Source organism: uncultured Romboutsia sp. (assembly GCF_958366745.1).
Classification (GTDB): Bacteria; Bacillota; Clostridia; order Peptostreptococcales; family Peptostreptococcaceae; genus Romboutsia; species Romboutsia timonensis.
This window is the reverse complement of sequence record NZ_CATXCO010000044.1, coordinates 1-14,174: the sequence shown is the minus strand read 5'-3', so window position 1 is coordinate 14,174 and position 14,174 is coordinate 1. Positions and strand designations below refer to the sequence as shown.

General features: G+C 26.3%; 12 protein-coding genes and 1 pseudogene. 9 read left to right on the top strand and 4 right to left on the bottom strand.

What is annotated here, in order from left to right:
• The 9 genes and pseudogenes from Q5F54_RS04970 to Q5F54_RS04930 all read left to right on the top strand — a co-directional run.
• Positions 1-338, top strand: a pseudogene (locus tag Q5F54_RS04970) (hypothetical protein); the annotation flags it as partial.
• Between the two features lie 28 nt (positions 339-366).
• The gene (gene folE, locus Q5F54_RS04965; RefSeq protein WP_288306277.1) at positions 367-939 is read left to right on the top strand and encodes a GTP cyclohydrolase I FolE; all 573 of its coding nucleotides are present in this window, start codon (positions 367-369) and stop codon (positions 937-939) included.
• A 20-nt stretch (positions 940-959) separates the two neighbouring features.
• A complete protein-coding gene (gene folP, locus Q5F54_RS04960; RefSeq protein WP_302334048.1) occupies positions 960-1,751 on the top strand; it encodes a dihydropteroate synthase in 792 nt (263 codons plus the stop codon).
• A gap of 28 nt (positions 1,752-1,779) precedes the next feature.
• Positions 1,780-2,559: a 3-deoxy-7-phosphoheptulonate synthase gene (gene aroF, locus Q5F54_RS04955; protein WP_302334049.1), complete on the top strand. Its 780-nt coding sequence runs from the start codon at positions 1,780-1,782 to the stop codon at positions 2,557-2,559.
• Between the two features lie 238 nt (positions 2,560-2,797).
• Positions 2,798-4,612, top strand: coding sequence for a DNA primase (gene dnaG, locus Q5F54_RS04950; RefSeq protein ID WP_288306278.1), 1,815 nt, complete (start codon positions 2,798-2,800; stop codon positions 4,610-4,612).
• A 17-nt stretch (positions 4,613-4,629) separates the two neighbouring features.
• The gene (gene rpoD, locus Q5F54_RS04945; RefSeq protein WP_071119873.1) at positions 4,630-5,778 is read left to right on the top strand and encodes an RNA polymerase sigma factor RpoD; all 1,149 of its coding nucleotides are present in this window, start codon (positions 4,630-4,632) and stop codon (positions 5,776-5,778) included.
• Positions 5,779-6,020: 242 nt separating this feature from the next.
• Entirely contained in the window at positions 6,021-6,710 is a 690-nt protein-coding gene (locus tag Q5F54_RS04940) for a class I SAM-dependent methyltransferase (RefSeq protein WP_071119874.1), read from the top strand.
• A 16-nt stretch (positions 6,711-6,726) separates the two neighbouring features.
• Entirely contained in the window at positions 6,727-7,824 is a 1,098-nt protein-coding gene (locus tag Q5F54_RS04935) for a Nif3-like dinuclear metal center hexameric protein (protein ID WP_288525881.1), read from the top strand.
• A 496-nt stretch (positions 7,825-8,320) separates the two neighbouring features.
• Entirely contained in the window at positions 8,321-8,728 is a 408-nt protein-coding gene (locus tag Q5F54_RS04930) for a hypothetical protein (RefSeq protein WP_071119876.1), read from the top strand.
• 191 nt (positions 8,729-8,919) lie between these two features.
• Here Q5F54_RS04930 and Q5F54_RS04925 read toward each other — a convergent pair whose 3' ends face one another.
• The 4 genes from Q5F54_RS04925 to Q5F54_RS04910 all read right to left on the bottom strand — a co-directional run bounded on the left by Q5F54_RS04925 (position 8,920) and on the right by Q5F54_RS04910 (position 14,048).
• Positions 8,920-11,067 (bottom strand): YhgE/Pip domain-containing protein, encoded by a 2,148-nt coding sequence (locus tag Q5F54_RS04925; protein ID WP_281539042.1) that lies wholly within the window; start codon positions 11,065-11,067, stop codon positions 8,920-8,922.
• A gap of 253 nt (positions 11,068-11,320) precedes the next feature.
• On the bottom strand, positions 11,321-11,899 hold the full coding sequence (locus Q5F54_RS04920) for a manganese efflux pump MntP family protein (RefSeq protein ID WP_071119878.1): 579 nt from the start codon (positions 11,897-11,899) through the stop codon (positions 11,321-11,323).
• A gap of 96 nt (positions 11,900-11,995) precedes the next feature.
• The gene (locus Q5F54_RS04915; RefSeq protein WP_281539043.1) at positions 11,996-12,772 is read right to left on the bottom strand and encodes a CdaR family transcriptional regulator; all 777 of its coding nucleotides are present in this window, start codon (positions 12,770-12,772) and stop codon (positions 11,996-11,998) included.
• Between the two features lie 139 nt (positions 12,773-12,911).
• On the bottom strand, positions 12,912-14,048 hold the full coding sequence (locus Q5F54_RS04910; RefSeq protein ID WP_281539044.1) for an ABC transporter ATP-binding protein: 1,137 nt from the start codon (positions 14,046-14,048) through the stop codon (positions 12,912-12,914).
• Between the last annotated feature and the right edge of the window lie 126 nt (positions 14,049-14,174).

The following is a 14,174-nucleotide window of genomic DNA, read 5'->3' as shown; positions in this document are numbered from 1 at the left end:
ACATAATAGGTTTATGTAAAGAAAAATTCACAGAAGGTCCAAATAAATTATCAAGAGAAGATATAAACTTATTAGAAGCTAATCTCTATGCTAAAATAGAGGATCTAAAGAATAAAGAAAAATTTGATGCTTTTGAATATGAATTTTTGACTAATTTATATTTAAAAGATATAATAGTTGGGTATTTTATTATAAATAATAAATGGCTACCTAAAGATAAAAAGTTATTCAAAAGCTTGAAAGATGAAAATATAGAATTATTTAGATTATGCAAAAAAGTCATTGAAACCTATGAGTATAAAGACTTGATAAATGTATATAAGTATATATTCATATAATAAATTATAAATCAAGGGGGCTAACTAAATGAGCAATGTAGATAAAGATAAAATAAAAAGAGCAGTTAGAGATATATTAGAAGCAATAGGAGAAGATCCAGATAGAGAAGGATTATTAGATACACCAGATAGAGTAGCTAGAATGTATGAAGAAATATATTCAGGTATTCATCAAGATCCTAGAGATCATTTAAAGGTAATATTCCAAGATGAAGAACATGAAGAGTTAGTTTTAGTAAGAGATGTTCCATTTTATTCATGTTGTGAGCATCATTTAGTTCCATTCTTTGGAAAAGCACATATAGCTTATTTACCAAAAGAAGGAAGGCTTACTGGTCTTTCAAAACTTGCTAGAGTAATAGAAACTTTAGCTAAAAGGCCACAACTACAAGAAAGAATAACTAAATATGCAGCAGATATAATAATGGAAGAACTTAATCCATATGGAGTTATAGTTGTTGTTGAAGCAGAACATATGTGTATGACTATGAGAGGGGTTAAAAAGCCTGGATCAAAAACTATAACGTCAGCAGTTAGAGGTATATTTGAAAAAGATATAGCTGCAAGGGCTGAAGCTATGAGTTTAATAACTATGAAATAATAAAATAGGAGATATACAATATGTTTGATTATAATAAAAGAACTTATATAATGGGAATATTAAATGTTACTCCTGATAGTTTTTCTGATGGAGGTAAATTTAATAGCGTAGATGAAGCTTTAAAGTATGCTATTAAAATGGTTGAAGAAGGCGCAGATATAATAGATTTAGGTGGAGAATCAACAAGACCAGGACATAGCTATGTAGATGCAGATGAAGAATTAAGAAGAGTAATACCTGTTATAAAAAAGCTTAAAGAAGAGTTAGATACACCTATATCTGTAGATACTTATAAAGCGAAAGTTGCAGATGAAAGTTTAAAATTAGGTGTAGAAATGATAAATGATGTGTGGGGTCTTACAAAAGATAAAGATATGGCAAGTGTAATAGCAAAGCACAATGCTTATGTTTGTATAATGCATAATCAAGATGATACTGAGTATGATAAGGATATAATGGAATCTATAAAAGAATTCTTACTAGAAAGTATAAATATAGCTATAAAAGCTGGAATAGATAAAGATAAAATTGTTCTAGACCCAGGAATAGGTTTTGGAAAAACTTATGAACAAAACTTAGAAGTGTTAAAAAGATTAGGTGAGCTAAAAACGTTAGGATATCCTATACTTCTTGGCACATCTAGAAAATCAGTAATAGGAAATACGCTAGATCTACCTCCACAAGAAAGAGTAGAAGGAACTATAGCAACTACTGTTTTAGGAATAAGAGATGGGGTAGATATAGTAAGAGTTCATGACGTAGAGAAAAATTTAAGAGCAGCTAAGATGGCTGATGCTATATATAGAGGATAGCAAGAACTAGTAAAGGAGTATATAGGTGATGAAAAAAAACCTATTTGATAGAAACTTAAAAATAGAAATTACTACAGATGATAAAAAGTTAACTGTAAAAGAAGATAAAATTATAATAGCAGGACCTTGTGCTATTGAAAGTTATGACCAATTACTTAAAACTGCAAAGTTTGTAAAAAGTAAAGGTGCAAATATCCTAAGAGGTGGGGCATATAAGCCAAGAACATCTCCAAATTCTTTCCAAGGGCTAAAAGAAGAAGGTCTTGAAATATTAAAAGCAGTAAAAAAAGAAACGGGGATGGCTGTTATAACAGAGTTAATGGATATAAGAGAGCTTGATAAATTATATGAGGTTACAGATATAATTCAAATAGGTTCTAGAAATATGCAAAACTTTAATTTATTAACAGAAGTTGGAAAACAAGATAAGCCTGTTATGTTAAAAAGAGGTCTGTCGGCAACTATAGGAGAATGTATAGGTGCTGCTGAGTGTATAGCTGTAGAAGGAAATAATAAAATTATAATGTGTGAAAGAGGTATAAGAACGTATAATGATTATACTAGAAATACATTAGATTTAGCTGCAGTACCTATTATACAAAAAGAAACTGGACTTCCTGTAGTAGTTGATCCATCTCATGGTACTGGTGTTAGATACTTAATAAAACCGATGTCTATAGGAGCATTTGCAGTTGGTGCTGATGGAATTATGGTAGAAGTACATCCAGAACCAGAAAATGCACTATCAGATGGTATGCAATCCCTTAATTTTAGTGAATTTGAAGATTTAATAAATTCTATAAAATAAATCATAAAAAGAGGTAAATTACCTCTTTTTTTATGACTAAAAAAGTATTAAATAATAAAAAAAATGTAAATACTTAATTATATATATAAAAATATTTAAGTATTTTAAAATATATTTTTTTAAAAAAAAGAAGGAATTTACCAAAAAAAGTCGAATTATGAATAATGAGCATTTGACAAATTTAGAATATAATGTAAAATAGATATGTTAAGATAAAAAAACACCAGAAGGTGATAATATGAATGATATAAAAGATATTATAGAAGAAATAAAAAGTCGATGTGATATAGCAAATGTTATATCTAGCTATATAAACATAAAACCATCAGGGGCAAATTATAAAGGATTATGTCCTTTCCATGGTGAAAAAACGCCATCTTTCTACATAAACACATCAAAACAAATTTATAAATGCTTTGGATGTGGTGAAGGTGGAGATGTTATAAATTTTGTAATGAGAATTGAAAACTTAGATTTTATGGATGCAGTGAAATTATTAGCTAATAGATGTGGGATAGAAATCAATACTCATGTAGATGAATCCACAAAGGAAAGAATGGAAAAATCTAAAAAATTTCAAGACATACATGTAGAAGCAGCAAGGTTTTATTTTTCAAATCTTATAAAAAGTAAAAATCCAGGATATGAATATCTAAGAAAAAGAGGATTAGATGATAAAATCATAAAAAAATTTGGTTTAGGATATTCGTTAGATTCATGGAACTCACTTATGAATTATCTAATATCGATAGGATATAAAAATGAAGATTTAATAGAGTGCGGTTTATTTGGATATAAAAGTGAGACTAAAAAGATTTATGACAAGTTTAGAAATAGAGTAATGTTTCCTATATTTGACTATAGGGGAAATGTAATAGGATTTGGTGGAAGAGTACTAGATGACTCTTTACCTAAGTATCTAAATTCTCCAGATACACTAATATTCAACAAAAGACAAAATTTATATGGATTAAATTTTGCTAGAAAAGAGATAAAAGATAGAAGTGTGATATTAGTAGAAGGATATATGGACTTAATATCACTTTATCAATATGGAATAAAAAATGTAGTAGCTACTCTAGGAACAGCCTTAACTGATGGACAAGGAAGTTTGATAAAAAGATATGCAGATACAGTTATTATATCATATGATTCGGATGAAGCAGGTATTAAAGCAACCCTAAGAGCTATAGAAATACTTAATAAGTTAGATATTAATGTTAAAGTATTAAATTTAAAGGAGTGTAAAGATCCTGATGAATTTATACGAAAATATGGAGTTTTGGAATTTGAAAAAGAAATCCAAAATTCAACTCATTATATAAAATATAAAATAGACAATTTAAAAAGAAACTTTAACATACAAAAAGATGAAGAACGAGTAAAATTTGCAAAAGAAGCATCAAAAATAATAAAAGAAATAAAAAGCCCGGTAGAAGTTGATTATTATACTAAATACTTAAGTGAACAAATCGATATAAGTGTTGAATCTATAAAGAAAGAAGTCTATGGTAAATATTACAACGGGAATCAAAATAAAAACAACAAAAATAATAAATATATATATAAGAAAGAAGAAAAGATAATTGAAAAACCAAAAGCTATTGAAAAAGGTAAACTTCTGGTAGAAGAAAATCTTATAAAAATAATGTTAGATAGTAAAAAACATAGAGAAATAATATTATTAAAGATAAGTGAAGAGGACTTTTTAGAAAAAGATAGCAAAGAAATTGTAAATTGGTTAATTAAAAATAAAGATTTGGATAAAATAACTATTGACAAAATTAAAAGTTTAAACATATCCGAAGAATATATTAAAGGATTAGAAAGTATATCTTTAGATAATCTTGATTTAAATAATATAAAGAACATAGATGAGATAATTAAAAATATAAGGAAAAATAGTCTTAATGAAAAAATTAATATGCTATTAAAAGAGCAAATAGATATTGAAAAGAATAAAGACGTTAAAGATGTGAAAGAGGTAGATTCTAAAATTATGGAAATAGCTTTAAAAATAGTTGAATTAAGAAGACAATTACAAAGGTTATAATGGAAGGAGGTCTAAATATGGAGAATAAATCAAACAAAAAAGAATCGAAAAAAATGACAGCTAAAGGTTTAATTGAAAAAGGTAAAAAACAAGGATCTCTTACTCTTGCTGAAATAATGGAAGCTTTTTCAGAAACTGAGTTAGATAAAGATCAAGTAGAAAATCTTTATGAAACATTAGGTAACTTAGGCATAGAAGTTATAGAAAATAAAACTGATAAAGTTGATATAGATTTTGCACAAGATGATTTAGATTTAGATGACTTAGATGAAAGCATAGTAAAAGATGATACACCAATGGAAATAGAAGAAATAGATTTATCTCTTCCAAAGGGAATAAGTATTGATGACCCTGTTAGAATGTATCTAAAAGAAATAGGAAAAATACCTTTATTAAAGCCACATGAAGAAGTAGAGTTAGCTAGAAGAATGCATGAAGGTGATGAATTAGCTAAACAAAGATTAGTAGAAGCAAACTTAAGATTAGTTGTAAGTATAGCTAAAAGATATGTTGGGCGTGGAATGCTTTTCTTAGATTTAATACAAGAAGGTAACTTAGGTCTTATAAAAGCAGTTGAAAAGTTTGATTATGTAAAAGGATTCAAATTTAGTACTTATGCTACATGGTGGATAAGACAAGCTATAACTCGTGCCATAGCAGACCAAGCAAGAACTATAAGAATTCCTGTTCATATGGTTGAAACTATAAATAAATTAATAAGAGTATCAAGACAACTACTTCAAGAATTAGGAAGAGATCCAAAGCCTGAAGAAATAGCTAAAGAAATGGATATGACAGAGGATAAAGTAAGAGAAATAATGAAAATAGCTCAAGACCCAGTATCACTTGAAACACCTATAGGTGAAGAAGAGGATAGCCATTTAGGAGATTTTATACCAGATGACGATGCACCAGCACCAGCAGAAGCTGCAGCATATTCATTATTAAAAGAACAAATAGAAGACGTATTAGGTTCTTTAAATGAAAGAGAGCAAAAAGTATTAAAATTAAGATTTGGTCTTGAAGATGGACGTGCTAGAACTCTTGAAGAGGTAGGTAAAGAGTTTGATGTAACAAGAGAAAGAATAAGACAAATAGAAGCTAAAGCTTTAAGAAAATTAAGACATCCAAGTAGATCTAAAAAACTTAGAGATTATTTAGACTAGAATAAATATATAAATACAAAAATTCGCCTTTTGGGGCGAATTTTTGTAGCATATAGGAAATTATATATACTATATATATAGTTAATACTAGTAATTAATTATTTTTCATCAATTTACTGATATTTAAAATTACTTTTTAGATATTAGTGATTGTATAATAGTTGTATTTCAAATTTAAAATATAAATACTGTTATTATAATTGGAATAAAGAAGTATTGCTTAGTAAGAAAGGAAATTATATATGAAATTAACAGATAGATTATTAAAAATAGCAGATTTAGTTACAAAAGGTAAAAAAATAGCAGATATAGGTACGGACCATGGATATATACCTGTATATTTATTAAATAAAGGACATGTTGACTTTGCAATACTTGCAGATGTAAATAAAGGACCTCTAGAAAATGCGAGAAGTGAAGTAAGGCATAATAATTTAACTGATAAAGTAGATTTAAGATTAGGTTCTGGTATAGAGGTACTTAATGAAAATGAAGTAGATGAAGTAATAATAGCTGGTATGGGAGGAATATTAATAAGTGAGTTACTAGAAGCTAAAAAGAGTGTAGCTCATAACTTAGATAAATTAATTCTTCAACCTATGCAAGCTCAAGATGAACTTAGAAAATATCTTTTAAATAATGGATATGAAATATTAGATGAAGTTTTAGTTAAAGAAGACTTTAGAATATATGAAATAATAGTGGCTAAGTATACTTCAAAAAATACTGTTGTAGATGATGAAATATACTATGAAGTTGGTAAAAAGCTTATAGAAAATAAAGACCCATTATTAAATGAATTTATAGATAAAAAAATATTTATGTATAATTCAATACTTAAAAAATTAGAAGGTAAAACTGGTGAAGAAATAGAAAAGAAAATAAAGATAAGTACTGAGAAAATTTCAAAACTTGAAAATTTAAAAAAATAAAATAAAGGGGTATAGTATGTTATTAAAAACAATTATAAAAAAGATAGAGTCTAAATATCCATTAAACTTAGCTTATGATTGGGATAATGTAGGTCTTTTAGTTGGAGACTTTGATATGAATGTAGAGAAGGTTTTAGTTGTTCTTGAAGCAAATGAAAAAGTTATAGATGAAGCTATAGAAAATAACATAGATTTAATAATAACTCATCATCCATTTATATTTAAAAAAATGAACAAGATAAATACCATGGATTTAAAAGGGAAGCTAATACATAAACTTATAAAAAATGATATAGCTCTTTATTCTATGCATACAAATTTTGATATAGCCTATGATGGATTAAACGATTATTTCATGAAGTTAATGGGATTTGAAAATTCAAAAGTATTAGAGGTAACTAATACTGAAACTTTATATAAATTAGCTGTATACGTGCCTAATACACATGTAGATAAAGTTAAAAATGCATTATCTGATGCAGGTGCAGGTCATATAGGTAACTATAGCCACTGTAGTTTTAGTTCTCAAGGTATAGGTAGTTTTAAACCACTTGATAATGCTAATCCCTATATAGGAAGTTTGGGAGAAGTAGAGCTAGTTGAAGAAGTTAAAATAGAAACTATAGTACCTAACAAAACGTTAGGGGGGGGAATAAGTTCTATGATAAAAGCTCATCCTTATGAAGAAGTTGCATATGATATATATAAACTTGAGAATAAAGGAAACTCTGTAGGTTTAGGAAGAATAAGCAAATTACAAGATAGTATAACTTTAAAGGAATTATGCAATAGTATAAAAGAAAAGCTTAATATGGAACATATCAGAGTTGTAGGTAATCTTAATGATAAAATAAATAAGGTTGCAGTAGTTACTGGATCTGGAGCAGATATGTTCAAAAAAGCCAAGAGAAGCGGTGCAGATGTATTAATAACTGGAGATATGAAATATCATGATGCTCAAGATGCACTAGATATAGGAATGAATGTAATTGACTGTGGACATTTTGATACAGAAGATATATTTAAAGATGCAATTAGTATTTATTTAGAGGATATTGAAGGGATAGAAGTTATAAAAAGTAATGTTAATTTAAATCCATTTAAAATAATATAATAAAATGAAAGTGCCATAAAAATAATTTATGGTACTTTTATTTATTTTACGATAGTTATTTAGTTATATTATTTTTTTGTAAAAGTTTCTTTACTTCATATACATCAGATTCAATTAAAGTATTAGCCTGTTCAGATATTATTTTATTATTAGCTAACTCTGATAATTTAGATATTGCTAATTCTTTTTTATATTCTCATGGTAACTCAGAGTTTAGTTGCTTAATAGCCATAACAATTTGTTTTGCAAGGTTATAGTAGTCTTTAAGTTTTTGACTTGCTATTTTTTCGTTTAAATAATTTACTAAAAAAACTATAGCTACAGTTATAATAAAGGTTATTATAGTTAACAATGGATTAAATAAAATAGAATCAAAAATTAAACCTTCTTTCTTAATTTGATGTAAAAAAAATGAAATTTTAAAATATAATTATTTTTATTTTAATAATACAAATACTATTAGTGTAGTATATGACATTTAAGAAGGAGAAGTGCTATGATAAAATATCTTGTTAAAAGAACAGTCAAAAATGAAATGTTAGAAAATAGTAAAAAAATAGCTTTTTATACAGGAATAGCAGCAGTATCCACAGTAGGAGGATATATTTCGTATAAAGCTATAAAGAAAATGAGAAGTCGAAAAGAAGATGAGATAGAATATTTAGAGTATGAAGAATACGATTCTGATGATCTAGAAAATGAGTTAGAAAAAGATGAATTAAAAGAAAAAGTAGAAGAATTTAATTCTAGAAGAATTTGTCATGAGAACTGTGAAGATGCATCACCAGGAGAAATAGAGAAACATATAAATTCTATAAAAGATGATAAAGAAAATATGAAGATAGATACAGATGAATATAAAAGTGTAGAATATGAAAACTATGAAGATGATATAGAAGAATAAAAAGGCTAAAAGCCTTTTTATTCTTATTGATAAAATAAACCTTGTAAAATATAAAAGATACTTTACAAGGTTTATTTTGATTAGGGTTAACATCCAAAAAATTATCAAGATTACTATAATGTAGTGGAATATTTTTATAAAGACTATAAAAATAAAAAGCTTAGTCAAACTTTGACTAAGCTTTTAGTATTTTAATGTCCAGTTAAATCACTTTCGTTAAATCTATCTTGAATCTTTTCAGTAACTTTATTTATCGGTTTTTTAAAGAATACTGTAAATATTACAAATACAACAATAAATATTGCTAAAGTAGAGATATCTTTTGTTAAATTTGGCATATATATTCCACCAACTGCTTCACGCATAGCAGATATTGCATATGTGAATGGTAATAGTGGATAAACATTTTGGAAAAATTGTGGAGTAACTTGTATAGGGAATGTTCCTCCTGATCCTGCAACTTGTATAACTAATAGTACAACTCCTATTGCTTTTCCAACATTTCCAAATATAGAAACTAAAGAGTAAACAATAGCTGTAAATACTATACTTGTAAATACTGATATTAGGATAAATAATGGTATATTAACTGCTTGTACTTTTAGGAAATATATATCACCTAAACTTACGATAAGAGCCTGAATTATAGTCAATGTTAAGAATGTAAGTCCTCTACCAAAATAGACTTCATTTGGTTTATAATCACCATGTACATTTGTAGATAGTAAAGACATTAAAAGTAATATACCTACCCATAAAGATAAAACTGTATAAAATGGTGCCATAGCTGAGCCATAATTTTTTATAGGATATAATCTATTTTCAACTAAATCAACAGGTTGTTTTAAGAAGTCAGAACGTTTTAAAACATCACTCTTAAGTAATGATATAAGTTCATTTACTTCATTACTATTATTTATTTTTTTCATAGAATCTACAAGGGTATCTACTACAGATTTAGCATATGGTAGCTTTTCTTTTATAAATGATGCACCTTTTTCAGCACTACCACTAAAAGATAACGTAGTATTTAATATATCTTCAACTGCTGGTAATTTTTTTTCAGCACTATCTAATACTGCTATTATATTGTCTGCAACTTTAAAACTATCTTCTATAATATTACTTATAGGATCTTGTATTTTTGAATCAAAATTATTTAATATAGATGATGTTATTGTATTTACATCACCTATAACTTTTAATAAGTTATTTAAATTAGTTAAAGGTGGTTTTTCTCCATTAGCCACTTGGTTTTTAATAGTTTGTAGTGAGCTAACTGCTGTATCTAATTTAGCACTTATACTGTTAAGTGAATCTATTACACTTTTTAACTGGTTACCAGGAACAAGTTTGTTTAATTTTTCTAAAAACTTAGTTAAAGTATTTGTACTAGATGCTAAGTCTGATAACTTAGTAGATAAATTATCTATAAGTTGAGGAGCTGATTCAGAACCTTTATTTATAGCATCTATTAAATCTGAAACTGCATTTTTAGCATTTGATGATATTTCTGATATTAATCCTAAATCATTTTTTAGAATAGGAGAAAGTTGACTTAATCCTGTTTTTGAATCATTTAAAAAGCTTTTTATATCAGACGATAAGTTTTTAGAATTAGTAATAGTATCTTTTATAAGAGGCATATCATTTTGTATGTCTTTAATTATATCTGATACTTTATCAGTTGCATCAACAGCAGTATCAACAACCTTATCTATATCTTTAAACTTACCTTGTACTTCAACTAAATTATTTTCTAAAGTTGATAGTTTAGGTAATTGTTTTTCAATTTCTATTCCTGCTTCCTTAAATGCCTTTAAAACCACTTCACTTACTGTTTTAACAACAGTTTGGTTTACTTCATTTTGAATAGTTGTAGCTCCTTTACTTGTAATTTTAGGGGCTATAGCATTTATTTTTTCGTTTACTGTATATATTATAGTACCTTTTTTTATATCTTTAGAAACTAAAGAAGCTAAATTCTCAGAAAAGTTTGAAGGTATTTCTATGTACGCATAATATTTACCAGAATTTACACCTTCTAGGGCTTTTTTTCTATCTACGAATTTCCAACCTAAATCTTTATTAGTTTTAAGTTCTTTTACTAGTTCATCACCCATATTTACCTTTTTATTCATTATTTCTGCACCAGAATCTTCATTTATAACTGCAACAGAAATATTTCCTGTGTTACCGTATGGATCCCATGAAGCTTTTATATTAAACCATGCATAAAGTGATGGTAATATACATAGGCCAATTATGATAACTAATAAAACCTTATTAGTGAAAATATCTTTTAAGTCATTTTTATATATCTTGAAAATATTTTTCACTTAAATCACCTCCAAGTTAAAATAAAGTTAGGAATCAAACTATATTCATTATAAATGGAAAATTAAATATAGTAAAGTTACAATTTGGTATCTTTTTTGACAAAAAAATACAAATTAATAAAAATATAAATTTTTATAAGAGAATCAATCTTTTTAAAAAGTTGAGTTATTTAATTGTATTTTATGTAATTTAAAGAATTTTATAGTATTTATATAAAATAAAATAGGTAAGTAAAAAATTTTTACTTACCTATTAAAAAATAAATAGATTTGAAATTATTTGAGTATGTTCATTTAGTATATTTAGTCCTATTAGAATTAATATAATACCACCTATTATCTGGGCATAATTTTTGAATACAGATCCAATTTTTTTACCAATTAATACCCCTATAAAGCAAACTAAAAATGTTATAACTCCAATTGATACACAAATTGGTATTATATCAATGTTTAAAAAAGCAAAAGTTACTCCAACTGCTAATGCATCAATGCTAGTTGCAATAGATAAAATTATTAATTCTTTATTATCTAAATATGTAGAGTTATCATTATCATCATCTTTAATAGCCTCAACTATCATTTTTATACCTAGAAAGCTTAGTAAAAAAACTGCAATCCAATGATCTATACTTCTTATGTATAACTCAAAGTTCATGCCAAATAACCACCCAATAAGAGGCATAACTGCTTGAAATAGTCCAAATAAAAATGCAATTTTAGTAGCTATTGATAAATTTATTTTTTTTAGTGTCATACCTTTAGTAACAGATACTGCAAATGCATCCATAGAAAGAGCAAACCCCGTTAATAATATACTAAAAATTCCCATATAAAACCTCCTTAAAACATGTCCTAAAATAAGTATATATTAAGTTGAGTATTATAAGTATAAAATTAATGACTTAATAAAATAATTATATATAACTTATGAGTTATAATTGTTCATAAAATTTAAAAATGATTTTACACTTAAGTAAAATATAAATGCATCTTTAAAATTCTTTAAATCTAGATTAAGATATTCTTTTATTTTTTCTAACCTATATATTAATGTATTTCTATGTAAGAACAACATATTTGAAGTTTTAGATATGTTTAAATCATTTTCTATAAAATTAATACCAGTAGTAAGTAAATTTTTATCTATATTTTTTATAATATCATATTTTATTAATGAAGAAATTTGCTTATTATTACTTGCAATAGAAGTAACTTTATACATTATTAAATCATTTAAAGTTATAAATTTACTAGTATTACTATCATTAATTATTATATCAATCAATTCATTGGTTATATTTATCTTAAAGTCTAGATTATCAATGTTAGTTATTTTTTCTAAATATATAATATAAGTTTTTGAATATGTTTCAGATTCTATAATTGTAGGAGTAGAACAGTCTATATCTAAAATATCATCAGACACTAATAGTAAATAATTATTATAATTGTATATTTGTACATCTTCATATAAATTATTAAGTATATTTTTTAAAGAATCAAAATCTAGATTTTGTTGATTAAACAAATAACAATGTCCGTTTACATGATTTAGTATACTATCTTTTAGAAATTCTATTACATAAGTTGTATTATTAAATTCAATTAGATTTTGATTAGAAGTGATCTTTTCGTTATTATATTTAAACATATTGATTTTTTTATTAGTTTCTTTTTCAAAAAACTCTATTAAGCTTTGCATAATTTACCCCCCTCGAAAAATTATGAAATTTTTTATGATTATATTGCTAGTAATTTAAGTATTTTAAAGTATCTAGATTACATTAAAAAGAGTAAGATGATTAATCATCTTACTCTTTTTAATATAACATTAATTCAAACTATTTTGAAGTTTCTTTTACTTTTTCATCTCTTATAGCTACTTGAGTTTCTTTATCAAATATATGGATTCTATGCTTATCCATAGCAAGTTTTAATTTATCTCCTATATTTAACTTATATCTACCATCAAATCTAGCAATGATACTATGGTTACCAGCTTTTAAGTAAGCATATATTTCAGCTCCCATAAGCTCTCCTAGTTCAACATTAGCTTCAAATGTACTATCTAAACTGTTATCAACAAATATATCTTCTATATGAATATCTTCTGGTCTTATACCTAAAATAACTTCTTTACCTATGTATCCATTAGATGTTAAAGCTCCGCAATCTCCAGCATTTAACTTTATACTTAAAGCATCATTTTGTGCATATATTTCTCCATCTTTTTCAACTAATTTTACATCTATGAAGTTCATTTGAGGAGCTCCTATAAATCCTGCAACGAACATGTTGTTTGGAGAATCGTATATATCTTGTGGAGTATCTATTTGTTGAACAATACCATCTTTCATAACTACTATTCTATCAGCCATAGTCATAGCTTCTACTTGGTCATGTGTAACATATATAAATGTAGTTCCAAGTGATTTATGTAACTTAGTTATTTCAGTTCTCATTGCTGTTCTAAGTTTAGCATCTAAGTTTGATAAAGGTTCATCCATTAAGAAAACCTTAGGATTTCTAACTATAGCACGCCCAAGAGCAACCCTTTGTCTTTGTCCTCCAGATAAAGCCTTAGGCTTTCTATCTAATAGATGGCCTAAATCAAGTATCTTAGCTGCTTCTTTAACTTTTTTATCTATTTCATCTTTAGGCATCTTTCTAAGTTTTAAAGCAAATGCCATATTATCGTATACACTTAAGTGTGGATATAGAGCATAGTTTTGGAAAACCATTGCTATATCTCTATCTTTAGGATCTATATCATTTACTAATTTATCTCCTATGTATAATTCGCCATCACTTATATCTTCAAGTCCAGCTATCATTCTTAATGTAGTTGACTTACCACACCCAGAAGGGCCAACTAAAACTACGAATTCTTTGTCTTCTATATCTATATTTACATTTTTTACTGCATTAAATCCATTGTCATAAGACTTGCATATATTTTTTAAAATTACCTCTGCCATAATAAATCTCCCCTTTATACTTGAATATTTTTTATTTAAAATTAATTACAATTAAATGTTATCAGAGAAATGTTTTCCTAGTAATGTTTATATTAACCGAAAAACTTTGTATATATTTTACAAAGG